This is a genomic window from Kitasatospora sp. NPDC001603 (assembly GCF_040298365.1).
Classification (GTDB): Bacteria; Actinomycetota; Actinomycetes; order Streptomycetales; family Streptomycetaceae; genus Kitasatospora.
This window is the reverse complement of sequence record NZ_JBEPAA010000090.1, coordinates 1-22,423: the sequence shown is the minus strand read 5'-3', so window position 1 is coordinate 22,423 and position 22,423 is coordinate 1. Positions and strand designations below refer to the sequence as shown.

Sequence of the window (22,423 nt, the reverse complement as noted above, 5' to 3'; positions counted from 1 at the left end):
TTTAAGCTGGACTACATGCTCGATGTGCGACGTCTGCAGGTGCTCCGCGCCGTGGTCACCGGCGGCTCGGTGAGCGCGGCCGCCACCGCGCTCGGCTACACGCCGTCCGCCGTCAGCCAGCAGGTGGCGGCGCTGGAGAAGCAGACCGGGACGGCGCTGCTCGAACGCGCCGGGCGCGGCGTGCGGCCGACCGCCGCCGGACGGCTGCTCGCCGAGCACGCCGCCGTCATCGAACGGCAGGTGGCCGAGGCCGGCACGGCGCTCGCCGATCTGCTGGCCGGGCGCAGCGGCTCCCTGACGGTCCGCTACTTCGCCACGGCGGGAGCCGCCCTGGTGGCGCCCGCCGTCGCGGCCTTCCGCCGCGAGCACCCGGGGGTGCGGCTCGACCTGGGGATGACCGACCCCGAGGACCCGCTGGAGGACGTCCTCCGGGGGCGGGCGGATGTGGCGGTGGTGGTCCGGCCGCACGGGGGCGAGCACCCCGGGCTGCGTCTCGTCCCCCTGCTCGACGACCCGTACCGCGCCGTCCTGCCGAGGGGCCACCGGCTCGGTGCGAGGCGCGTCCTCGACCTGGCCGACCTGGCCGGTGAGCCCTGGGTCGGCAGCGAGCGGACCGGCCCCTGCCTCGACACCGTCCTGGACGCCTGCGCCGAGGCCGGGTTCCGCCCCGGCTTCGCGGTGGACAGCGAGGACTACCCGACCGCCCAGGGCTTCGTCGCGGCCGGGCTCGGGGTGGCCCTGGTCCCGCTCCTGGGCCTCGCCCGGCGCCACCCCGGTGTGATCGTCCGCAGGCTCCGCGCCCCCGAGCCGGTCCGCGCCGTGCACGCCGCCGTCCGCACCACCGCCTGGGGGCAGCCCGCCCTCGCCCAGCTGCTCGCCTCCCTCCGGGAGGCGGCCCGGGCGGCACGGGTCTGACCGGTGGCACGAGCGCCGGGACAGCCTTGTCAGGGCCACGCCATCAACTCGGTGCAGGGGTCTCCCCCGGCGGTGCGACCGTCATTTAGGCTGGTGAGGTGCTCATACTCGTTCGCCGTCGCCACGTGGACCTGCTCCGCGTGACGAGCATGTCCTGTCGACGCTCCAGCTGAACCTCGCGCCTCCCACCCTCATGCGCGGCCCCAGGCGGCCGCGTCCCCCCTCCTGACCCCCGGAGCACCCGCCGCACCAGGCGCGGCCCCGGCGTCCCCGGTCGATCACCGGGACAGGCCAGGACGAGACCCAGCGGATGTCACCCATGACGCAGCAGCACTCCTCCAGCACCCCCTCCGCCGCCCCCGCGGACGCCCTCCCGGTGATCGACCTCTCGCTCGCCGACGGCAGCGCCGACGACCGGCTCCGCCTGCACGACGACCTGCGGAAGGCGGCCACCGGCGTCGGCTTCTTCCAGCTCGTCGGCCACGGCGTCACCCCGGCCGAGACGGCCGCCCTGATCGACGCGATGCGGGCGTTCTTCGCCCTGCCGGAGGCCGACCGGCTCGCCGTGAGCAACCTCAACTCCCCGCACTTCCGCGGTTACACCCGCACCGGGCACGAGCTCACCGGCGGCAGCCAGGACTGGCGGGACCAGCTGGACATCGGGGCCGAGCTGCCCCCGCACGTCCCGGAGCGGGGCGAGCCCCCGTACTGGTGGCTGGAGGGCCCGAACCAGTGGCCCGCCGCGCTCCCCGAGCTGCGGACCGCCGCGCTCGGCTGGATCGACCGCCTCGGCGCGGTCGCCCAGCGGCTGCTGCACGAACTCCTCGCCTCGATCGGCGCCGCTCCCGACTTCTACGACTACGCCTTCGCCGGCCACCCGCACCTGCGGCTGAAGCTGGTCCGCTACCCCGGCACCGCGCCCGACGGCGCCGGCCAGGGCGTCGGCGCGCACAAGGACTACGGATTCATCACCCTCCTGCTCCAGGACACCGTCGGCGGCCTCCAGGTCGAGCGCGCGGACGGCAGCTTCCTGGAGGTGCCGCCGATGGAGGGCGCCTTCGTGGTCAACCTGGGCGAGCTGCTGGAGGTCGCCACCGACGGCTACCTCAAGGCCACCAACCACCGCGTGGTCAGCCCGGCCGGCGCCCGCGAGCGCTTCTCCATCCCGTTCTTCTACAACCCGCGCCTCGACGCCCACATCGAGCCGCTCGACTTCCCCCTCGCGCACCACGCCCCGGGCGCCACCCAGGACCCGGGCAACCCGCTCTTCGCCGAGTTCGGCCTCAACGAGTGGAAGGGCTACACCCGCGCCCACCCCGAGGTCACCCGCCGCCACCACCCCGACCTCGCCGACGCCGGCTCGCGCTGACCCCCGGCGGGTTCGGCCGCCACGAGGGGGAGGGCCACACCCGCGCCCACCACCCCAGGTCTCGCCGACCACCGGCGGCACCGGCGGACACGCCCCGGGCCCCGCTCCCGCGCCGACGGCGCCGGGCGGGGCCCGGGGCGTGCCGGGCACCGCCGGTGGACCGGGTCGCCCGGCACTGTCACACTGCTGCTGTCACAGCGGTGGTGCAACAGAGGCGGAGGTGGCGGATGGGGGCGCGGGAGGGTGTCGAGATCCGGCTGACGGTGGACGAGCTGGCGGCGCGGGCGGGAGTGACCGTGCGCACGGTGCGGTTCTACGGGACGAAGGGGCTGCTGCCGCCGCCGGAGCTGGGACCGCGCCGGGTCGGCTGGTACGGGGCGGAGCACCTGGACCGGCTCGGGCTGATCGAGGAGCTGCAGCGGCAGGGCCTGACGCTGGCGGCGATCGAGCGCTACCTGGCCTGGCTGCCGCAGGACAGCACGCCGCTGGACCTGGCCATCCACCGGGCGCTGGTGGCTTCCTGGACGCCGGAGACGGCGGAGGAGCTGAGCCGCGGGCAGCTGGAGCGGCGGGCCGGGCGGGAACTCTCGCCCGCGCAGCTGGAACGGCTGGCGGCGATGGGCGCGCTGGAGCGGACGCCCGACCCGGAGGCGTTCCGGGTGGACCCGGGGCTGCTGCCGCTCGGGGTGCGGATCCTGGACGTGCCGATCCCGCTGGAGACCCTGCTGGCCGCGCGCGCGGTGGTGCTGGAGCACAGCCGGGCGACGGCGCACGAGTTGCAGCGGCTGTTCCGCGAGACGGTCTGGAAGCCGTACCGGGAGAGCGAGCCCGCGCCGGCCGAGCTGGAGCGGATGAAGGAACTCACCGACCACATCCAGCCGATGGTGGCGCAGGCCCTGGTGACCGCGTTCCAGCGGTCGCTGCGGGAGGAGCTGGGCGAGGCGGCGCGCTCCGTGGAGGACGCCGCCCCGCCCGGCTGACCGACCGGCCGTCAGTCGCAGAAGGTCCGGCCCTCGGCGGCGACCCGCTCCAGCAGGGCCGGCGGCGCGAACCGCTCGCCGTAGGCGGCGGCGAGTTCCCGGGCGCGGGCCGCGAAGCCCGCCGGGCCGCCCTCGTACCCGTTGATGTACTGGAAGACGCCGCCCGTCCAGGCCGGGAAGCCGATGCCGAGGATGGAGCCCACGTTGGCGTCGGCGACCGAGGTCAGCACGCCCTCCTCCAGGCAGCGGACCGAGTCCAGAGCCTCGCTGAAGAGCATCCGCTCCTTGAGGTCCTCGAAGGGGACGGCGCTCCCGGCCGCGCCCTCGGCCGAGGTGAAGTGCTCGCGCAGGCCCGGCCAGAGCCTGCCGCGCCGGCCGTCCTCGCCGTACTCGTAGAAGCCGGCGCCGCCGCTGCGGCCGGGGCGGCCGAACTCGTCGACCATCCGGTCCACCACCGCGTCCGCCGGGTGGGCGGTCCAGCTGCCGCCGGCCTCCTCGACCGCGCGCCGGTACTCGTCGCGGATCTTGCGCGGCAGCGTCAGCGTCAGCTCGTCCAGCAGCGAGAGCACCTTGGCGGGGTAGCCCGCCTGGGCGGCGGCCTGCTCGACGGTGGCCGGGTCGACGCCCTCGCCGACCATCGCCACGCCCTCGTTGATGAACTGGCCGATCACCCGGGAGGTGAAGAAACCGCGCGAGTCGTTGACCACGATCGGCGTCCGGTCGATCTGCCGGACCAGGTCGAAGGCGCGGGCGAGCGCCTCGTCGCCGGTCTGCGGACCGCGGATGATCTCCACCAGCCGCATCTTGTCGACCGGCGAGAAGAAGTGCAGGCCGATGAAGTCGGCGGTGCGCCCGACGCCCTCGGCGAGCAGGCCGATCGGCAGGGTGGAGGTGTTGGAGCAGAGCAGCGCGTCCGGCGCCACCACGCCCTCGATCTCCTGGAACACCTTCCGCTTGAGCTCGGGGTTCTCGAAGACCGCCTCGATCACCGCGTCGCAGCCGGCCAGGTCGGCGGCCTCGGCGGTGGGGGTGATCCGGGCGAGCAGCTCCTCGCGCTGCGCCTCGGTGGCCCGGCCGCGCGCCACCGCCTTGTCCAGCAGGCCGGCGGAGTACGCCTTCCCGCGCTCGGCGGCCTCGGTGCTGACGTCCTTCAGCAGCACCTCGATGCCGGCCTTGGCACAGGTGTAGGCGATGCCGGCGCCCATCATGCCCGCGCCGAGCACGGCGACCCTGCGCACCGTCCGCCTCTCGACGCCCTGCGGCCGGCCGGCGCCGGAGTTGACCGCCTGCATGTCGAAGAAGAGCGCCTGGATCATGTTCTTGCTGGTCTGCCCGCAGGCCAGCTCGGTGAAGTAGCGCGCCTCGATCACCATCGCGGTGTCGACGTCCACCTGGGCGCCCTCGACCGCCGCCGCCAGCACGTTGCGCGGCGCCGGGTAGGGCGCGCCGGCCAGCTGCTTGCGCAGGTTGGACGGGAAGGCCGGCAGGTTGGCGGCCAGCGCCGGGGTGGCCGGGGTGCCGCCGGGGATCCGGTACCCCTTGACGTCCCAGGGCTGGACGGCGGTCGGGTTGGCCTCGATCCAGGCGCGCGCCCGGGTGGTCAACTCCTCCGGGGTGTCCACCAGTTCGTGGACCAGGCCGTGCTGGAGCGCCTGCTCCGGACGGTACTGGCGGCCCTGCAGGAGCACCTTCAGCAGGGCGTCGGTGATGCCGAAGAGCCGCACCGTGCGAACGACCCCGCCACCACCGGGCAGCAGGCCGAGGGTGACCTCGGGCAGGCCGATCCGGCTGGCCGGGGCGGTCAGCGCGATCCGGTGGTGGCAGGCGAGGGCGATCTCCAGACCGCCGCCGAGCGCGCTGCCGTTGAGGGCGGCGACCACCGGCTTGCCGAGCGTCTCCAGCCGGCGCAGCGCCCGCTTGATCCGCATCGACTTCTCGAAGACGGCGGCGGCGTCCTCGGGGCGGGCGGCGGACAGCATCCGGAGGTCCCCGCCGGCGAAGAAGGTCTTCTTCGCCGAGGTGACCACGACGCCGCGCAGGTCGTCGCCGAGGGCGGCGAGGCGCTCGACGGTGGCGTCGAAGTCGGCCGTGAAGGCCTCGTTCATGGTGTTCACGGACTGGGTGGGATCGTCGAGGACGAGGGTGACCACGCCGTCCTGGTCCTGCTCCCAGCGGATGGTGGTGGTGTCGCTCATGGGGTTGGGGTCTCCTGTGAGGGCCGGGACAAGGGGGGTGCCGCGCGCACCGCGCCACGGGAAGGGGCGGCGGCGGGCCGCCGGAGGCTCAGACGCGCTCGACGACGGTGGCGATGCCCATCCCGCCGCCGACGCAGAGGGTGACCAGGCCGTAGCGCAGCTCGCGGCGCTCCAGCTCGTCGACCAGGGTGCCGAGGAGCATCGCGCCGGTGGCGCCGAGCGGGTGGCCGAGGGCGATCGCGCCGCCGTTGACGTTCACCTGGTCCGGGCGGAAGCCGAGCTCGCGGACGAAGCGCAGGGCGACGGCGGCGAAGGCCTCGTTGATCTCGACCAGGTCGATGTCGGCGGCGGTCAGCCCGGCCTTGGCGAGCGCCTTGCGGGTGGCGGGGGCCGGCCCGGTGAGCATGATCGTGGGCTCGGAGCCGGAGACGGCGGCCGAGACGATCCGGGCGCGCGGGCGCAGGCCGTACCGCTCGCCGATGCCGCGGTTGCCGATCGCGACCAGGGCCGCCCCGTCCACGATGCCGGAGGAGTTGCCGGCGTGGTGCACGTGGTCGATGGCCTCGACCCAGTGGTACTTCTGCAGGGCGACCGCGTCGAAGCCGCCGGCCTCGCCGATGCCGGCGAAGGAGGGCTTGAGGCCCGCCAGGGTCTCCACGGTGGTGCCGGGGCGGATGAACTCGTCGCGGTCCAGCACGACCAGGCCGTTGCGGTCGCGGACCGGGACGACCGAGCGGTCGAACAGGCCGTCGGCCTGGGCCTTGGCGGCCCGGGCCTGCGACTCGGCGGCGAAGGCGTCCACGTCGGTGCGGGAGAGGCCCTCGATGGTGGCGATCAGGTCGGCGCCGATGCCCTGCGGGACGAAGTGGTTCTCGTAGTTGGTCATCGGGTCCATCGCCCAGGCACCGCCGTCGGAGCCCATCCTCACCCGGGACATCGACTCGACGCCGCCGGCCAGGATGAGGTCCTCCCAGCCCGAACGGACCTTGGCGGCCGCCAGGTTGACCGCCTCCAGGCCGGAGGCGCAGAAGCGGTTCTCCTGGACGCCGGCCACCGAGTCGGGCAGGCCGGCCGTGATGGCGGCGATCCGGGCGATGTCGGACCCCTGGTCGCCGATCGGGCTGACCACACCGAGCACGATGTCGTCGACCGCCGCCGGGTCCAGCTCGGGGAAGCGGCGGCGCAGTTCGTGGATCAGGCCGACGACCAGGTCGATCGGCTTGGTGCCGTGCAGTGAGCCGTTGGCCTTGCCCCGGCCGCGCGGGGTGCGGATCGCGTCGTAGACGTACGCTTCGGTGGTCACGGTGGATTGCCTTTCGGGGGTCTGACCGGGCGGGGGGGGTGGGAGGGTTCGGGGGGCCGGGGCGGGAGTTCCGCGGCCTGGCGGGCGCTTCGCCGGGCGGGCGGGGGGCGGGGACCGGGGTCAGCCCAGCAGGGAGCGCCCGACGATCTCCTTCATGATCTCGGTGGTCCCGCCGTAGATGGTCTGGATCCGGCCGTCGGTGAACGCGCGGGCGACCGGGTACTCGGTCATGTACCCGTAGCCGCCGTGGAGCTGGAGGCAGCGGTCGGCGGTGCGCTTCTGCAGTTCGGTGGCCCACCACTTGGCCATCGAGGCGTCCGCCGGGGTGAGCGCGTAGCGGTTGTGCTCGGTGATGCAGCGGTCCACGAAGGCCCGGGTGACCGCGCACTCGGTGGCCATCTCGGCGATCTCGAACCGGACGTGCTGGAGCTTGGCGAGCGGCCGGCCGAAGGCCTCGCGCTGCTTCACGTACTCGGTGGTGATCTCGACCAGGTACTCGGCGCCGGCGATCGCGGCGGCCGCGATGGTGAGCCGCTCCTGCGCGAGGTTCCGCATCAGGTAGAGGAAGCCCTGGTGCTCCTCGCCGAGCAGGTTCGCCTTGGGGACGCGGACGTCCTCGAAGAACAACTCGGCGGTGTCCTGGGCCTTCTGGCCGATCTTGTCGAGGTTGCGGCCGCGCTCGAAGCCGGGCGTCCCGCGCTCGACCACCAGCAGGCTCAGCCCGCGCGAACCGCCCTCGGGGGTGGTCCTGGCGACCACGACCACCAGGTCGGCCAGGATGCCGGTGGAGATGAAGGTCTTGGCACCGTTGAGCAGGTAGTGGTCGCCCTGGTCCACGGCGTGGGTGCGGATGCCCTGGAGGTCGGAACCGGTACCGGGCTCGGTCATCGCGATGGCGGTGATCAGCTCGCCGCTGCAGAACCCGGGCAGCCAGCGGCGCTTCTGCTCGTCGGTGGCGAGCGAGGTGAGGTACGGGCCGATGATGTCGTTGTGCAGGCCGAGCGCCAGGCCGGAGGCGCCCGCCCGGGCGAACTCCTCGGCGAGCACGGCGGCGTAGCGGAAGTCGGCGGCGCCCCCGCCGCCGTACTCCTCGGGGACGGCGAGCCCGAGGAGCCCCTGCCGCCCGGCGGCCAGCCAGGCGGAGCGGTCCACGATGCCGGCCCGCTCCCAGCGGTCGTAGTGCGGCAGCACCTCCTTGGCGAGGAAGGACCGGACGGTCGCCCGGAAGTCCTCGTGCTCCTCGGTGTAGATGTCGCGTTCCACGGCAAGCTCCTTAACGGGCCTCGGAGCCCAGGGAATTCGGCGAATCCGGGGAATCCGGGGACTCGGGGGCGTCCGGGGAATCCGGGACGGCCCGGTCGGCAGGGACAGCGGGGACAGCGGGCTCAGCGGGCCCAGCAGGTGAGCCCGGCGGGGCCAGCAGGGCGGGCACACCCCAGTCGCGGGCCACCTCGTCGGTGTCGGCGCCCGGCCGGGCCGGCGGGCGGCGCAGCGTGCCGGGGGTGGCGGAGAACCGGGGCGCCGGCGCCGGCTGGGTGACGCCGTCCGCCTCGACGTACGTCCCCCGGGCCACCAGGTGCCCGTACGAGGCAGCCTGACGCATCGTCAGGACCGGCTCCACGCAGGCGTCGGAACCGGCGAAGACGGCCTCCCACTCGGCGCGGGTACGGGTGGCGAAGCGGGCCGAGATCCGCGCCCGCAGTTCGGGCCAGCGGGCCACCTCGTACTGGCCCGGGGCGTCCGGACCGAGCTCCAGCAGCCGGGCGAACTCGGCGTAGAACCGCGGCTCCAGCGCGCCGACGGCGAGGTCGCCGCCGTCCTTGGCCCGGTACACGGCGTAGCAGGGCGCACCGCCGTCGAGCAGGTTCACACCGCGCCGGTCCTGCCACTGCCCGGCCGCGAGCAGCCCCCAGAGCACGGTGGTGAGGTGAGCGGCGCCGTCCACGATGGCGGCGTCGACGACCTGGCCGGCGCCGGTCGCACCGGCGTGATGGAGGGCCGCGAGCAGACCGACGACCAGGTAGAGCGAGCCGCCGGCGTAGTCGCCGAGCAGGTTGGCGGGGACGGCGGGCGGCTGCTCGGGCGATCCGATCAGGCCGAGCACCCCGGCCACCGCCGCGTACCCGATGTCGTGGCCGGCCCGGGCGGCCAGCGGTCCGTCCTGACCCCAGCCGGTCATCCGGCCGTAGACCAGGGCGGGGTTGCGGGCGAGACAGGCCTCGGGGCCGACGCCGAGGCGTTCGGCGACTCCGGGGCGGTAGCCCTCGATCAGCAGGTGGGCGCGTTCGACCAGGTCGAGCACCTGCGCGGGCCCGCCGGGGGACTTGAGGTCGACCAGCACCGAGCGCTTGTTGCGGTTGGTGACGTCGTAGGCCGGGTCCTGGGAGAGCGGTGAGGGGTCGGGCCGGTCCACCCGGACCACGTCGGCCCCGAGGTCGGCCAGCAGCATGCCCGCGAAGGGCCCGGGGCCGATCCCCGCGAGCTCGACCACCCGGACCCCGGCCAGCGGGCCGGGACTGCTCGGGTCACGCACTGGCGACCGCCCCCTCGGGGTTTGACAGTAAAGCTGTAACACTCGCGATGATAGGGAAGCGACCCGCCGGTAACAAGACCCTTCACCCGTCGACACGGCCCGCCGAATCCCTGACACGGCGGGCGCAACCGGGGTGACGGAGGGTGCGTCGGTACACCTACGGGGCGGGCCTGTACGGTCGCCCTGTTGTCGGAGTGGCTCTGATCTCTCGTCAGAGGAAGGGAAGCAGAGGCGACCTCAGCAAGAACTACTCCGCGGGTGAGGAGCAGCTCAAGTCCATGATCGAGTACAAGGCGGTGCTGTCGGGCGTCTCCCAACGGGACGTCGACGCCACCGGCGGCGTGACCCAACAGCTCATGGAGGGCGTCACCCAGAACTACTCGACGGCGATCGACCGCACCTACAACGGTGCGCTCGGCAGGGGGTGAGGACGCCATGACGGCCGAACAGGACCGCGCGGACGGGAGCACGGAGCGGACCGCGGGCGCGCTGCGCCGCACCGACGAGGCCCTCACCCGGCGCGGCTTCACCACCCGGCGGCTGCGCCTGCGGGCGGCGGCCGTGATCGTGGCGATCACGGCCGCCGCCTCGGGGGTGCTGCTGTACGAACTGACGAACGCGCTGGGGCCGGACACGGTCTGCGGTGGCGCCGCGACGGCGGACGAGGTGCACACCGCGTTGGGGCCCGGGCGGATCAGCGAGGAGAAGAGCGACGGCTGGTCGCCCGGCGCCTACGACCGGACCGCTGCCTGCCGGGTGACGGTCTCGTACGGGCTGTTCGGCCCGACCGGCCGGTCCGCGGCGCTCGCCCTCGCGCTCCCCCAGGACGAGGTCACGCCGCCGACAGCACCGGAGGCCCGGCTGTTCGCCGGTGGCTCCACCGGCGCCGTGCTGGATTCCCGTGCCTGGGCGCTGCTCCCGGACGGCTGTCCCAAGGCCATGCGGGCCGAGGTCCGGCTGCTCGGGTCGGACGACACGGTCGGCGGCCGCGCCGCTGGGATGGCGGCGCTGGCCGTGGCGTTCGCCAACACCGCCGCCGAGAGCAAGGGGTGCGGTGGCGGGCTCCCCGCCCCGTCCGGCCTGTCCGCCGCGGCGACCCCGCAACCGGCCGACCTCGGCAACGTCTGCGGCCTGCCCGGCATGGCGCCGGCCCGGGACCCACAGGCCGGCGAGGGGTACCGGCAGACGGTGACCGCCGGGTTCGCCCCGGTCTGGTCCTGTGCGATCTCCTCCCCGAGCGGCCTGAACACTCAGGCCTCCTTCACGATCACCACCGACCCCCGGGTCAGCGCGCTGGACCCGCAGGACGCGCGTACGGAGGCCTACGGGCGCGCCCGGTGGATCGGGTCCTCGGGCGAGAACGTGGTCGCCACGTGCCAGGGCAAGTCCACCTACTTCCACCTGGACCGGAAGTACAGCCCCGGGGTGGCCGGCAGCGGGCTCTTCCCCGACACCGCCGACCTCTGGCGGCAGTTCCTCGTCGCCGGCGGCAAGGCGGTCGGCTGCGAGCCGATCATCCCGTAGCCCGTCCGCGGCCGGCCGGCCCGGGTCTCCGGGGAGGACACCCGGGCCGGCCGGCTCCCCCTGGCGGGGGAGGCGGATCGTGTGGTGGGAGGAGGCGCCGGCGCTCCCGTCCGCGGGAGGGTGGGGGGCATGACCACAACGATCTCCGCCGGCGGGGTCGCCCTGGCCGGGCAGGCGGTGCCGGACCCCCCGGGCACCGGGACCGCTGACGTAGAGTCGGCCGGGTGATCACGGGGGTGGGCGCGGGCGGCACCGCGCGGCGGATCGGCGGTGCGCTGCTGGGCCGGCGGGCCCGGCTGCGCTGGGTGCACCTGGTGCTCGGCGGCGCCCTGCTGATGCCGTACTGGATGCTCTCGACCGTCCTGCTCGGGGCGCTCGACCCGGCGCACGGCTCCGTGGTCCAGGTCCTCCTCTACTTCGCCGCGCTCGCCCTCTCGCTGCCGATGGCCGCCGTCACCGCCCTGGTGCCGACGGTCCGGTCGCTGGAGGGGGCGGCGGCACGGGCGCTCTGCGCGCCGGAGCGGGCCGAGGAGGTCTCCGCCGGGCCGGCCAGGTCCTGGGCCGCCAGGCGCCGGAGCGCCGCCTGGTACGTGCTGCACGTGCTGTTCGGCGGGATCGTCAGCGGGATGACGCTGGCCGGGACGCCGTTCGCGGTGGTGCTGGTGATCACTCCGCTCGGCGGGCCGGCGGTGGACGGCGTGGTGCGCTTCTGGCAGGACCGCGGGTTCCCGGCCTGGCTGCCCGGACCGGTGCTCGGCCTCGCGCTCCTGCTGCTGATCCTCGCCACCAGCGCCGGCTGCGGCGCCCTGCTGGCCCGGTGGGCGCCGGTGCTGCTCGGCCCGACCCCGGAGGAGCGGCTGGCCGCCGCCGAACGGCGGGCCGCCGTCCTCGCCCAGCGCAACCGGCTCGCCCGCGAGCTGCACGACTCGGTCGGCCACGCGCTCGGCGCGGTCGGCATCCAGGCCTCGGCGGCGGCCCGGGTGCTGCGGACCGACCCGGACTTCGCCGCCGGGGCACTGCGGGCGATCGCCGAGACCGCGCGGGCGGCCGTCGCCGAGCTGGACGCGGTGCTCGGGCTGCTCCGCGAGGAGGACCGGGCGGACGCGGAGTCCGCCGGACCGACCCTGGCGGGGCTGGACGACCTGCTGCGCCAGCTCGCCCGCACCGGCGTCGAGGTCGACGCCGAGCTGGCCCCCGGGCTGCACCGGCTGCCGGCCGCCGTCTCCCGCGAGGCCTACCGGATCGTCCAGGAGGGTCTGACCAATGTGCTGCGGCACGCCGGGCCGGCGCCCGCCGGGCTCCGGGTCGGCCTGGCGGCGGACCGGCTGGAGATCGAACTGACCAATCCGCTGGGCGAGGCCCGGCCCAGCCGCCCCGGCGGCGGCCGGGGGCTGCGCGGGATCGGCGAGCGGACGGCGGTGCTGCGCGGCGGCTGCGCCGCCGGACCGACGGACGACGGGACGACCTGGCGGCTGACCGCCTGGCTACCGCTGGAGGGAGCACGGTGAACGACCCGACCGGAACCGTCCGGGTGGTGATCGCGGACGACGAACGGCTGGTGCGGACCGGCCTGCGGGTGGTGATCGACGCGGAGCCGGACCTCACCGTGGTCGGCGAGGCGGCGGACGGCGCCGCGGTCGTCCCGCTGGTGCGCGAGCTGCGCCCGGACGTGGTGCTGATGGACGTCCGGATGCCCGGCATCGACGGCATCCGGGCCACCGAGCAGCTGGTCGGCGGGATGGCCGAGCCGCCCCGGATCCTGGTGGTCACCACCTTCGAGCACGACGACCACGTGTACGACGCGCTGCGGGCCGGCGCCGCCGGGTTCCTGCTGAAGCGGGCCAGCGCGGAGGAGATGGTGCAGGCGGTGCGGCTGGTCGCGCGCGGGGACTCGCTGCTCTACCCGGCCGCCGTGCGCGAACTCGCGCTGCGCCAGCGGCCGGCGGGGCGGTCGGCGGCCGCGTCGGGGCACGGGCCGATCGGGCGGCTCACCGAGCGGGAGGGGCAGGTCCTGCGGCTGATGGCCGCCGGGCTCAGCAACGGCGAGATCGCCGGGCGGCTGGTGCTCAGCCCGGAGACGGTCAAGACGCACGTCGGCAGCGTGCTGGCCAAGCTCGGCGCCCGCGACCGCACCCAGGCGGTGATCGCCGCGTACGAGTCGGGCTTCGTCCTGCCGGGGTGACGGCGGGGAGAGGGAGCGGCCGGGTGGCGGGGGGGAGCGGCCGGGTGACGGCGGGACGAGGGAGCGGCCGGGGCCGGGGGCCTGCCACCTGCGGTGACGTTTCTTCCGTCCCGGCCCTACCAACGAGTAGAGTGCGTCGATCCCCCCTCTTCCACCCGATACCTCCCGTATCGCCTGAAACGAACTGGTGACCGCATGTCAGTCCGGACCAGCCCCGCGCTCTGGTGGCGCATGGGCATCGTGCTCTCGGCGGGCCTCGGCCTGACCCTCCAGACCGCCCCGCTGGTCTACTTCACCATCCAGAGCAACGTGATCGTGCTCGGCTACTTCATCGGCGCGGTCTACTGGATGGTCAAGCGCGGCACGGTGGACGCGCCCGCCCCCCGGCTGCGCGGGGCGGCCACGCTCTACATCCTGATCACCGGGCTGGTCTCGCACATCCTGCTGGAGCACGGCGCCAACCCGCTGCCCGGGCTCTTCGACGGGCCGGACAAGCTGCAGCACTGGTCGTCCTTCTTCCTGCACTACGTCACGCCGGTGATGGTGATCATCGACTGGCTGACGCTGAAGCCGCGCAACGCCACCGCCTGGCGCGACATCCCGCTCTGGCTGGCCTTCCCGCTCGGCTACGCGGCGATCGTGCTCGCCCGCAACGGGCTGTTCTCCAACTACCCGCTGCCGTACCCGTACTTCTTCTTCGACCCGACGACCAAGGGCTATGGCTACGTCTGGGGCCAGATCGCGCTGCTGACCGTCGAGTTCGTCGTCCTCGCGGCCACGGTGGTCGGCCTGGACCGGCTCGGCACGCTGGTCGCCCGCAAGCTGCGGCCCGCGACCGAGCCCACCGGGGCCTGAACCGGCCCGCCAAAGCCTGAACCGGGGCGTGAAGCGGCGCCGGCGCCGACCGCCCGGGCCGACCCCGCCATCGGGCCCGACCCGGTGGGCCGGGCCCCGGCGCCGGCCGGCTACCGCGGGCCCACCGGCCGCAGTTCGCCGTCCAGCTCCAGCCAGCGGGTGATCCCGAGGCCGCGCAGGAACGGCAGGTCGTGGCTGGCGACGATCAGCGCCCCCTGGTAGGACGCGAGCGCCTGGGTCAGCTGGCGGACACTGGCCAGGTCGAGGTTGTTGGTCGGCTCGTCGAGCAGCAGCAGCTGCGGCGGCGGATCGGCCAGCAACAGCGCGGCCAGCGTGGCCCGGAACCGCTCGCCGCCAGAGAGGGTGGCGGCGAGCTGGTCGGCCCGGCCGCCGCGGAACAGGAAGCGGGCCAGCCTGGCCCGGATCGCGTTGTCCCCCGCGGCCGGGGCGAACTGCTTGACGTTCCCCACGACGCTCAGCCCGTCGTCCAGCACGTCCAGCCGCTGCGGCAGGTGGCGCAGCGGCACCGGGGTGGTGATCTCCCCCTCCAGCGGGGCGAGTTCGCCCGCGATGGTGCGCAGCAGGGTGGACTTGCCGGCGCCGTTGCGGCCGATCAGGGCGATCCGCTCGGGTCCGCGCAGGTCGAGGTCGGCGGTGGTGCCGTACGGCAGCCGGACCTTCTGCAGGGTGAGCACCGTGCGCCCGGCCGGCACGGCGGTGCGGGGCAGGTCGATCCGGATCTCGGCGTCGTCGCGGACCGCCTCCTCGGCGGCGGTGAGCCGCTGCTTGGCCTCCTCCAGTCGCTCGGTGTGCATGCCCTGGAGCCGCCCGGCGGTCTCCTGGCTTTGGCGCTTCAGCTTGCCCGCGAAGATGTGCGGGTCGTTGCGGGTGACCGAGCGCTTCCTGCCGTAGCTGGCGCTGCGGTCCAGCTTGGAACGGGCGTCGACCAAGTCCCGCTTCTGGCGCTGGACATCGGCCTCGGCGTTGCGCAGCAGCCGCTCCGCCGTCTCCTGCTGCGCGGCGACCGTCCGCTCGTAGTCGGCGAAGTTGCCGCCGTACCAGGTGACCTGGCCGTCCCTGAGGTCGGCGATCTGGTCCACGTGCTGGAGCAGCTCGCGGTCGTGGCTGACGATCACCATCACCCCGCTCCAGCCGGCCACCGTCTCGTAGAGCCGCTCGCGGGCGGACCGGTCGAGGTTGTTGGTCGGCTCGTCGAGCAGCAGGACGTCCGGCCGGCGCACCAGCAGGGCGGCCAGCCGCAGCAGCACGGCCTCGCCGCCGGAGAGTTCGCCGGTGGTGCGGTCGAGGCCGAGCCGGTCCAGACCGAGCCGGTCGAGGGTGGCGCGGGCGCGCTCCTCGACGTCCCAGTCGTCGCCGACGGCGTCGAAGTGGCGCTGGTCGGTGTCGCCGGACTCGATGGCGTGCAGCGCCTCCCGGGTGGCCCGGATGCCGAGCGCCTCGTCGACCCTCAGCCCGGTGTCGAGGGTGAGGCCCTGCGGCAGGTAGCCGAGCTCGCCGCCGACCCTGACGGCGCCGGCGGTGGGGGTGAGTTCGCCCGCGACGAGGCGCAGCAGGGTGGACTTCCCCGCGCCGTTGAGGCCGATCAGGCCCGTCCGGCCGGGGCCGACGGCGAGGTGGAAGCCGTCGAGCACGGTCGTGCCGTCGGGCCACTCGAAGCCGAGGTCGGTGCAGAGGACAGCGGTACTGGGTGATGCCATGGGGAGGCCTCCCGGGTGGTTGCAGGCGGTCTGGGGAGCAACACGGGAGACACCGCAGGCGGCGCGTGGAGGGGCCCGGAGCGTGGCGGGGCCGGGCGGACAGCGAGGACCGCCGAAGGTCGGACGGAGGGATGCCGGGCCGGCTCACCACTGAGGTCGCGCACTCGCACACGCACACACCGCGGGCAGCAGGGCTGCGGGGCGGCGGGGGGCGGTGTCTCGGGACCTCAGTAGAGCAACGGCCTTCTCCTGTTCTGGCGGGTGGCACGAACCACGGTACGGAGGCTCCCGGGGCCCGGCAAGCGATTAATTCCGTGCGGATCACGTGCCGATCCCGTGACAGCTCCGCCCCGGTCCGACCCTCGGGCGGGGGCGCCGCCGCCCGCATGGCAGACTCCTCACCTGCCATGCCTGCGGCTCGGGCGGCATGGCACGCATCCACAGGGGGAACTGAACTCATGTCACCGATATCCCGGACCACGCGTGCTGCGCTGGGCGCCTCCGTCGTCACGCTGACGATGGTGGTCGCGACCGCGTGCGGTCCGGACAACAGCGACGCCACCGGGGCCCAGACCGCGGCGCCGACCGCCGCCGCGACCACCGGGGCCGGCACCGGCACACCGGGCGCCGCCCCGGTCAAGCTGCCCACCCTCGACGAGCTGAAGAAGTGGAAGTTCGAGGACTGGGACAAGTGGGCCCAGCAGAACGTGATCACCCCGGCCGTGCAGGGCTTCTGGGACCTCCAGAAGATCCTCAAGGCCAAGCCGTACAAGCCCGGCCCGGCCAAGGAGCCCAGCGGCCAGCCGACCGCGGCGCAGCCCACGGCCCAGCCCACCGGCGCGACGCCGAGCCAGCCGGGCTCCCAGCCGCCGGCGGACAACGGCAACGACCCGCTGCCGAAGGTCGTCCAGGAGAAGCCCGTCCCGCACCCGTACGCGAAGAACTTCCACGTGAACGGCAAGCTGTTCTTCCAGGACGGCGCGCAGGAGTACGTCTGCTCCGGCACCGTGATCTCCGACCCGGCCAACCCCGGCAAGAGCAACCTGGTGTGGACCGCCAGCCACTGCCTGCACGGCGGCAAGGGCGGCAAGTCGCACACCAACATCACCTTCGCCCCGGCCTTCAACAGCACCGGCGTGCTGAGCGGCGGGAAGCAGGCGCCGCTGGCGCAGGCCGAGCCGTACGGCGAGTGGGGCGCGGTGGCCGGCATCGTCTCCCCGACCTGGGCGGACGAGGCCGACCCGGAGTACGGCGGCCCGTGGAGCCAGTACGACTTCGGCATCATCCGGGTGGCCAACCCGGACGGCAGCAAGAAGTCGCTGGAGGAGGTCGTCGGCGGCTCAGTGCCGGTCTGGTTCAACGCCCCGCGCGACCAGATCTCCGCCGTGAGCAGCTACGGCTTCCCGGCCGGCAAGCCCTTCGACGGCATGGAGCTGGAGCACTGCGACAGCGGCAAGCCGGTCCGCCACACGATCGACCCGAGCCGCCCGGCGATGCTGACCATCGGCTGCAACGGCACCGGCGGCGACAGCGGCGGCGGCTGGTTCGCGACCAAGGACGGCAAGCAGGTGCTGGTCTCGGACACCTCCATCGGGGGCAACGACAACACCTGGGAGGCCGGCCCCTACCTGGACGACGTCGCCCAGCACGCGCTGGAGTACATCTCCAAGAAGACGAAGTGACCTGAGTCACATCCGGCAGCACGTCCGGCCCCGGGGCCCGCGGCCTTTCCCGCCGCGGGCCCCGGCGCGCTCCCCCGCTCTCCTAGAATCGGAGACATCATGAGCGCCACACTCGTAGTCAAGGACCTCGTCGCCGGCCACGGCGACCGCACCCTCTTCTCCGGCCTGGACCTGGTCGTCGCCCCCGGTGACGTGATCGGGCTGGTCGGCGTGAACGGCGCCGGCAAGTCGACGCTGCTGCGGCTGCTGGCCGGGCTGGACACCCCCGAGGGCGGCTCGCTGCGGCTCAGCCCGGCGGGCGCGAACATCGGCCACCTGCCGCAGGAGCCGGAGCGGCGCGAGGGCGAGTCGGTCCGGGACTTCCTGGCCCGGCGCACCGGCGTGGCGGCCGCCCAGGCGGCCCTGGACCTGGCCACCGAGGGCCTGGTCGAGAGCCGCCCCGGCGCCGACGACGACTACGCGGCCAGCCTGGACCGCTGGCTGGACCTCGGCGGCGCCGATCTGGAGGAGCGGGCCGAGGAGGTCGCCGGCTCGCTCGGGCTGACGGTCTCGCTGGACCTGCCGATGACCGCGCTCTCCGGCGGCCAGGCCGCCCGGGCCGGCCTCGCCTCGCTGCTGCTCTCCCGCTACGACGTCTTCCTGCTCGACGAGCCCACCAACGACCTCGACCTGGACGGCCTGGAGCGCCTGGAGTCCTTCGTCAAGGGCCTGCGCGCGGGCACCGTGGTGATCAGCCACGACCGCGAGTTCCTGGCCCGGACGGTCACCCGGGTGCTGGAGCTGGACCTCGCCCAGCAGCAGGTCAACCTGTACGGCGGCGGCTACGAGGCGTACCTGGAGGAGCGCGCGGTGGCCCGCCGGCACGCCCGCGAGGAGTACGACGAGTACGCCGACACCAAGGCCGGCCTGGAGGCCAGGGCGCGGATGCAGCGCGGCTGGATGGAGCACGGGGTGCGCAACGCGCGCCGCAAGGCCGGCGACAACGACAAGATGGGCCGCGCGATGCGGACCGAGTCGACCGAGAAGCAGGCCTCCAAGGCCCGGCAGACCCAGCGGATGATCGAGCGGCTCGACGTGGTCGAGGAGCCCCGCAAGGAGTGGGAGCTGCGGATGGAGATCGCCACCGCGCCGCGCTCCGGCGCCGTGGTCGCCACCCTGCGGGGGGCCACCGTCCGGCGCGGCGACTTCGCCCTGGGACCGGTGGACCTGCAGATCGACTGGGCCGACCGGGTCGCGATCACCGGTGCCAACGGCGCGGGCAAGTCCACCCTGCTGGCCGCGCTGCTCGGCCGGCTCGAACTCGACGGCGGCGACGCCGCGCTGGGCTCGGGCGTGGTCGTCGGCGAGGTGGACCAGGCCCGCGGCCTGTTCCTGGGCGGGGAGCCGCTCTCGGACGCGTTCGCCGCCGCCGTACCGGAGTTGAGCCCGGAGGAGGTGCGCACCCTGCTGGCCAAGTTCGGCCTGAAGGCGGCGCACGTGCTGCGGCCGGCCGACACCCTCTCCCCCGGCGAGCGCACCCGGGCGGCCCTGGCGCTGCTCCAGGCCCGCGGCGTGAACCTGCTGGTGCTGGACGAGCCCACCAACCACCTGGACCTGGTCGCCATCGAGCAGTTGGAGTCCGCGCTGGCCTCGTACACCGGCACGCTGCTGCTGGTCACCCACGACCGGCGGATGCTGGACACGGTGCAGGTCAACCGGCGGATCGAGGTCCGCGGCGGGCGCGTCCACGAGAGCTGAGTGGTCTGGTCCATTCGTACGATCGGGCGGTCCGGGACTCTTCCCGGACCGCCCGTCATGTGCTGTGCTGTCGGCCATGGTTGACAGTGCAGTGGCAGGGACGCCCGCCTACCCGACCGTCCCGCTGATCCCGATGACGGTGCCCGCCCACGAGGCAGAGGCACGCAGCAGGTCCTTCCACGACGTGATGGCGCGGCGCCGGACCGTCCGCGACTACGCGACCCGCCCGATCCCGGACGGCGTCGTCGAATGGGCGATCCGCACCGCGAACACCGCGCCCAGCGGCGCGCACGTCCAGCCCTGGCGGTTCGTGGTGATCACCGATCCGGAGCGCAAGCGGCGGCTGCGCGAGGCCGCCGAGGCCGAGGAGCGCGAGTTCTACGCGCACCGGGCCTCCGAGGAGTGGCTGGCCGCGCTGGCCCCGATCGGCACCGACTGGCGGAAGCCGTTCCTGGAGGACGCGCCCGCCGTGATCGTCGTCTTCGAGGTGCACAAGGGCCCGCGGTCGCCGCGCCCCTACTACACCAAGGAGTCCGTCGGCATCGCCGTCGGACTGCTGCTCGCCACCCTGCACCAGGCGGGCCTGGCCACGCTCACCCACACCCCGAGCCCGATGAAGTTCCTCAACGAGGTGTGCGAACGGCCGGCTGAGGAGCGGGCCGCCTACGTCATCCCGGTGGGCTATCCGGCGGAGGGGGCGCGCGTCCCCGACCTGCGGCGCAAGGAGCTCGACGACGTGCTGACACGCCTCTGACGCGCCCGGGGGCGGCGCCGGCTCCCCCGCGGTTCGGCGGTGGCCGGCGTTCCGGGGCCCGCCCATAATCGCTGTCATGACGCACGTCACGCCACCACCCTGCGAGGACGTACCCGGCCCTGCCACCGCCCCCGCCACCGGATCCGGCACCGGACGGCGCCGACCGCCCCCGGGCGAGATCTCCACCGGCCGGCCGCCGGAACTGCTGCGGCTGGCCGGCGGGATCTCCCTGCGCCGCCGCTCGGCCGCGTACGCGCGCGCGCTGAACGCCGCCGTCCGGACCGATCTGGAGCATCTGCGGCCCTGGCTGGAGTGGGCCGCCGCGGCCCCCACGCTGGCGCAGACCACCGAGCTGACCGCGGCCGGCGCGGCCGCCTGGGACGCGGGCACCGACTTCATCTACCTGGTCGGCCTGGACGCCGAACCCGGCAGCGTCATCGGCTCGTTCGGCCTGCACGGCCGGATCGGGCCGGGGGCGCTGGAGATCGGCTACTGGGTGGGCTCGAAGCACGGCGGCCGGGGCATCGCCACCGCCGCCGCCGGGGCGCTGAGCGCCGCCGCGCTCGCGCTGCCCGGCGTCCGGCGGGTGGAGATCCACTGCGACCAGGCCAACACCGCCAGTGCGGCCGTGCCGCGCAAGCTCGGCTTCCGGCTGGCCCGGATCGCCGACGCGGCGGTCCGGGCGCCCGGTGAGACGGGCCGGCAGCTGGTCTGGGTCAAGGAGCGCTGAGCGCGGGGCCGGCCGGCCCGGTCGGCCCCGCACCCTGTGCCGCCGGCCCCGGGAGCCCGGCCCGGGAGCCCGGCCCAGGAAGACCGGCCCAGGAAGCCCGGCCGGGCAGCCCGGCCCGTCACCCGGTCAGTAGCGCCCGCCGGTCGGCGCCGGCAGCGCGTCCAGCTCGGCGAGGTCGGCCGCCGAGAGCACCAGGTCGGCCGCCCCGGCGTTGTCCACCAGGTAGCGCGGCGTCTTGGTGCCCGGGATCGGAAGGACGTACCGGCCCTGCGCCAGCACCCAGGCCAGCGCGACCTGCGCGGGCGTCGCGCCGACCCGGTCGGCGACCTCCTTCACCTTCGCCACCAGGGCCAGGTTGGCCGCCAGCGCGTCCTGCTGGAAGCGCGGCAGCGAGCGGCGGAAGTCGTCCGCCGGCAGCTCGTCCAGGGAGGAGATGCTGCCGGTCAGGAAGCCCCGGCCGAGCGGCGAGAACGGCAGGAAGGCGATGCCCTCGGCCTCGGTGTACGGCAGCACCTCGGCCAGCGCGTCCCTGGTCCACAGCGACAGCTCGGACTGCACGGACGCCACCGGGTGCACCGCCTGGGCCCGCTTGATCTCCTCGACGGTGACCTCGGAGAGCCCGATCCGGAGCGCCTTGCCGGCCGCGACGGCCTCGGCGAGCGCGCCCCAGGTCTCCTCGATCGGCACCTCCGGGTCGACCCGGTGCAGCTGGTAGAGGTCGACGTGGTCGGTGCCCAGACGGCGCAGGCTCTCGTCGATCGCGCGCCGCACGTGCTCGGGCCGACCGTCGTTGTCGACCCGCCGGTCGCCGGTGCCCGGCACCAGGCCGACCTTGGTGGCCAGCACCGCGCGCTCCCGGTACGGGCCGGCCAGGGCGGCGCCGACCACCTCCTCGTTGCTGTACGGGCCGTAGATGTCGGCGGTGTCGATCAGCGTGACGCCGAGGTCCAGCGCCTCGCGGATCACCCGGGCCGAGGTGTCGTCGTCACGGTTGCGCAGGTCGTAGGCCCAGGTCATGCCCATGCAGCCGAGACCGACCACTCCGACCTCGGGACCCTGCTGACCAAGCGTGGTGGTACGCATCTTCCGGTGCTCCTTCGTGTCGTGGATCAACGGCACCAGCCTCTCCCTTCGAGTGCGCTCAAGGTCAAGCCCGCGCGCCCCGCACGAAGTTCCGCCAGCCGCCGGACAGCACGAGATCGGCGAGGACGCGGTAGCCGCCGGCGCCCGGGTGCGCGCCGTCGCCCGCCGCCGCCTCGGCCGCCCAGACCCGGTCCGCGGCGAGCGCGGCCGTCACGTCGACGAACGGCACGCCGCGCTCGGAGCAGAGCCCGGCGATCCGCCCGGCGAGGTCCAGCAGCGGCTCCAGGTGGTCCCGGCCCCAGCACATCACCGGCGGCGGCCCGACCACGAGCACGCCGAGGCCGCGCTCGCGGGCGCCGTCCAGGATCGCGGTCAGGTTGGCCAGGCAGCGGGCCGGCGCCACCCGGGGTCCGCCGTCCTGCGGCGTGGCGTCGTTGCTGCCGACCGAGACCACCAGCCGGTTGTCCGCGCCCGGCAGGGTCCGGGCGTCGAGCTCCGGCCAGATCCGGCGCAGCACGTCCGAGGAGGTGTTGCGCCGGACGCCCAGGTTGAAGGCGGTGAGCTCGGCGGGCGCCGCCCGGCCGGTCTCCTGGAGCACCCGGCCGACCCAGCCGCGGTACTCCGGGTCACCGACGCCCTGGGTGAAGGAGTCCCCGATGAAGCAGATGCGCAAGTCCTCGATCATCCGGTCACGGTAGGGCGCGGCCGACCACGCCGGGCACCTTTCCACAGGGTGGACGCCGCCCCCCCGGCCCCGGCCTGTCGGCGCGGTCGGCACCCGTCCTGGCGCACCCGCGCCACCCCCCGTCCACGCCGGTGTGGGACGATGCTCGCTCACACCGACCCACTGGAGGGGACGCCTG

Annotated in this window: 19 protein-coding genes; 12 read left to right on the top strand and 7 right to left on the bottom strand. The window is 74.5% G+C overall.

All coding sequences use genetic code 11. The features are described 5' to 3' along the window. Positions 1-15: 15 nt before the first annotated feature. The 3 genes from ABT263_RS34030 to ABT263_RS34020 all read left to right on the top strand — a co-directional run bounded on the left by ABT263_RS34030 (position 16) and on the right by ABT263_RS34020 (position 3,264). Entirely contained in the window at positions 16-915 is a 900-nt protein-coding gene (locus ABT263_RS34030; RefSeq protein ID WP_352296562.1) for a LysR family transcriptional regulator, read from the top strand. Positions 916-1,234: 319 nt separating this feature from the next. After that, positions 1,235-2,284 carry an isopenicillin N synthase family dioxygenase gene (locus ABT263_RS34025; protein ID WP_329487052.1) on the top strand — a complete coding sequence of 350 codons (1,050 nt, stop codon included), beginning with the start codon at positions 1,235-1,237 and terminating at the stop codon, positions 2,282-2,284. A gap of 227 nt (positions 2,285-2,511) precedes the next feature. Beyond that, on the top strand, positions 2,512-3,264 hold the full coding sequence (locus ABT263_RS34020; RefSeq protein WP_352296559.1) for a MerR family transcriptional regulator: 753 nt from the start codon (positions 2,512-2,514) through the stop codon (positions 3,262-3,264). A gap of 11 nt (positions 3,265-3,275) precedes the next feature. Here the strand turns inward: ABT263_RS34020 and ABT263_RS34015 are convergent, their stop codons facing one another. The 4 genes from ABT263_RS34015 to ABT263_RS34000 form a co-directional block, all read right to left on the bottom strand. After that, the gene (locus tag ABT263_RS34015) at positions 3,276-5,459 is read right to left on the bottom strand and encodes a 3-hydroxyacyl-CoA dehydrogenase NAD-binding domain-containing protein (protein WP_352296557.1); all 2,184 of its coding nucleotides are present in this window, start codon (positions 5,457-5,459) and stop codon (positions 3,276-3,278) included. Positions 5,460-5,547: 88 nt separating this feature from the next. Beyond that, positions 5,548-6,762: an acetyl-CoA C-acetyltransferase gene (locus tag ABT263_RS34010; protein WP_329487055.1), complete on the bottom strand. Its 1,215-nt coding sequence runs from the start codon at positions 6,760-6,762 to the stop codon at positions 5,548-5,550. A gap of 120 nt (positions 6,763-6,882) precedes the next feature. Next, positions 6,883-8,025, bottom strand: a complete 1,143-nt coding sequence (locus ABT263_RS34005) for an acyl-CoA dehydrogenase family protein (protein WP_352296554.1) — start codon at positions 8,023-8,025, stop codon at positions 6,883-6,885. 10 nt (positions 8,026-8,035) lie between these two features. After that, entirely contained in the window at positions 8,036-9,295 is a 1,260-nt protein-coding gene (locus ABT263_RS34000; protein WP_352296552.1) for a CaiB/BaiF CoA transferase family protein, read from the bottom strand. A gap of 278 nt (positions 9,296-9,573) precedes the next feature. Here ABT263_RS34000 and ABT263_RS33995 point away from each other — a divergent pair, with 278 nt between their 5' ends. The 5 genes from ABT263_RS33995 to ABT263_RS33975 all read left to right on the top strand — a co-directional run bounded on the left by ABT263_RS33995 (position 9,574) and on the right by ABT263_RS33975 (position 13,856). Beyond that, positions 9,574-9,723: a hypothetical protein gene (locus tag ABT263_RS33995; protein ID WP_329487060.1), complete on the top strand. Its 150-nt coding sequence runs from the start codon at positions 9,574-9,576 to the stop codon at positions 9,721-9,723. Between the two features lie 7 nt (positions 9,724-9,730). After that, on the top strand, positions 9,731-10,819 hold the full coding sequence (locus tag ABT263_RS33990) for a hypothetical protein (protein ID WP_352296549.1): 1,089 nt from the start codon (positions 9,731-9,733) through the stop codon (positions 10,817-10,819). A gap of 224 nt (positions 10,820-11,043) precedes the next feature. Beyond that, a complete protein-coding gene (locus ABT263_RS33985) occupies positions 11,044-12,327 on the top strand; it encodes a sensor histidine kinase (protein ID WP_352296546.1) in 1,284 nt (427 codons plus the stop codon). Continuing rightward, positions 12,324-13,001 carry a response regulator gene (locus tag ABT263_RS33980; RefSeq protein WP_352296544.1) on the top strand — a complete coding sequence of 226 codons (678 nt, stop codon included), beginning with the start codon at positions 12,324-12,326 and terminating at the stop codon, positions 12,999-13,001. Before ABT263_RS33985 ends, ABT263_RS33980 begins: the two co-directional genes overlap by 4 nt. Positions 13,002-13,196: 195 nt before the next feature. Then, positions 13,197-13,856 (top strand): Pr6Pr family membrane protein, encoded by a 660-nt coding sequence (locus ABT263_RS33975; protein ID WP_352296541.1) that lies wholly within the window; start codon positions 13,197-13,199, stop codon positions 13,854-13,856. A 110-nt stretch (positions 13,857-13,966) separates the two neighbouring features. Here the strand turns inward: ABT263_RS33975 and ABT263_RS33970 are convergent, their stop codons facing one another. Further along, positions 13,967-15,574: an ABC-F family ATP-binding cassette domain-containing protein gene (locus ABT263_RS33970; protein ID WP_352296538.1), complete on the bottom strand. Its 1,608-nt coding sequence runs from the start codon at positions 15,572-15,574 to the stop codon at positions 13,967-13,969. Between the two features lie 458 nt (positions 15,575-16,032). Here ABT263_RS33970 and ABT263_RS33965 point away from each other — a divergent pair, with 458 nt between their 5' ends. The 4 genes from ABT263_RS33965 (at position 16,033) to ABT263_RS33950 (ending at position 20,477) form a co-directional block, all read left to right on the top strand. Beyond that, entirely contained in the window at positions 16,033-17,256 is a 1,224-nt protein-coding gene (locus ABT263_RS33965; RefSeq protein ID WP_352296535.1) for a trypsin-like serine peptidase, read from the top strand. A gap of 99 nt (positions 17,257-17,355) precedes the next feature. Beyond that, positions 17,356-18,993 (top strand): ABC-F family ATP-binding cassette domain-containing protein, encoded by a 1,638-nt coding sequence (locus ABT263_RS33960; protein ID WP_352296532.1) that lies wholly within the window; start codon positions 17,356-17,358, stop codon positions 18,991-18,993. 76 nt (positions 18,994-19,069) lie between these two features. Beyond that, positions 19,070-19,747: a nitroreductase family protein gene (locus ABT263_RS33955; RefSeq protein WP_329487068.1), complete on the top strand. Its 678-nt coding sequence runs from the start codon at positions 19,070-19,072 to the stop codon at positions 19,745-19,747. Between the two features lie 76 nt (positions 19,748-19,823). Next, positions 19,824-20,477, top strand: coding sequence for a GNAT family N-acetyltransferase (locus ABT263_RS33950; protein ID WP_352296529.1), 654 nt, complete (start codon positions 19,824-19,826; stop codon positions 20,475-20,477). 126 nt (positions 20,478-20,603) lie between these two features. Here ABT263_RS33950 and ABT263_RS33945 read toward each other — a convergent pair whose 3' ends face one another. After that, positions 20,604-21,560 carry an aldo/keto reductase gene (locus ABT263_RS33945; protein WP_329487070.1) on the bottom strand — a complete coding sequence of 319 codons (957 nt, stop codon included), beginning with the start codon at positions 21,558-21,560 and terminating at the stop codon, positions 20,604-20,606. A gap of 64 nt (positions 21,561-21,624) precedes the next feature. Further along, positions 21,625-22,245 (bottom strand): GDSL-type esterase/lipase family protein, encoded by a 621-nt coding sequence (locus ABT263_RS33940; RefSeq protein ID WP_352296527.1) that lies wholly within the window; start codon positions 22,243-22,245, stop codon positions 21,625-21,627. Positions 22,246-22,423: the final 178 nt, after the last annotated feature.

Coding starts and splice junctions, on each gene's coding strand:
- ABT263_RS34030 (WP_352296562.1), top strand. CDS start 16: ATGCTCGATGTGCGACGTCTGCAGGTGCTCCGCGCCGTGGTCACCGGC.
- ABT263_RS34025 (WP_329487052.1), top strand. CDS start 1,235: ATGACGCAGCAGCACTCCTCCAGCACCCCCTCCGCCGCCCCCGCGGAC.
- ABT263_RS34020 (WP_352296559.1), top strand. CDS start 2,512: ATGGGGGCGCGGGAGGGTGTCGAGATCCGGCTGACGGTGGACGAGCTG.
- ABT263_RS34015 (WP_352296557.1), bottom strand. CDS start 5,459: ATGAGCGACACCACCACCATCCGCTGGGAGCAGGACCAGGACGGCGTG.
- ABT263_RS33995 (WP_329487060.1), top strand. CDS start 9,574: ATGATCGAGTACAAGGCGGTGCTGTCGGGCGTCTCCCAACGGGACGTC.
- ABT263_RS33990 (WP_352296549.1), top strand. CDS start 9,731: ATGACGGCCGAACAGGACCGCGCGGACGGGAGCACGGAGCGGACCGCG.
- ABT263_RS33975 (WP_352296541.1), top strand. CDS start 13,197: ATGTCAGTCCGGACCAGCCCCGCGCTCTGGTGGCGCATGGGCATCGTG.
- ABT263_RS33970 (WP_352296538.1), bottom strand. CDS start 15,574: ATGGCATCACCCAGTACCGCTGTCCTCTGCACCGACCTCGGCTTCGAG.
- ABT263_RS33965 (WP_352296535.1), top strand. CDS start 16,033: ATGTCACCGATATCCCGGACCACGCGTGCTGCGCTGGGCGCCTCCGTC.
- ABT263_RS33960 (WP_352296532.1), top strand. CDS start 17,356: ATGAGCGCCACACTCGTAGTCAAGGACCTCGTCGCCGGCCACGGCGAC.
- ABT263_RS33955 (WP_329487068.1), top strand. CDS start 19,070: ATGGTTGACAGTGCAGTGGCAGGGACGCCCGCCTACCCGACCGTCCCG.
- ABT263_RS33950 (WP_352296529.1), top strand. CDS start 19,824: ATGACGCACGTCACGCCACCACCCTGCGAGGACGTACCCGGCCCTGCC.
- ABT263_RS33945 (WP_329487070.1), bottom strand. CDS start 21,560: ATGCGTACCACCACGCTTGGTCAGCAGGGTCCCGAGGTCGGAGTGGTC.
- ABT263_RS33940 (WP_352296527.1), bottom strand. CDS start 22,245: ATGATCGAGGACTTGCGCATCTGCTTCATCGGGGACTCCTTCACCCAG.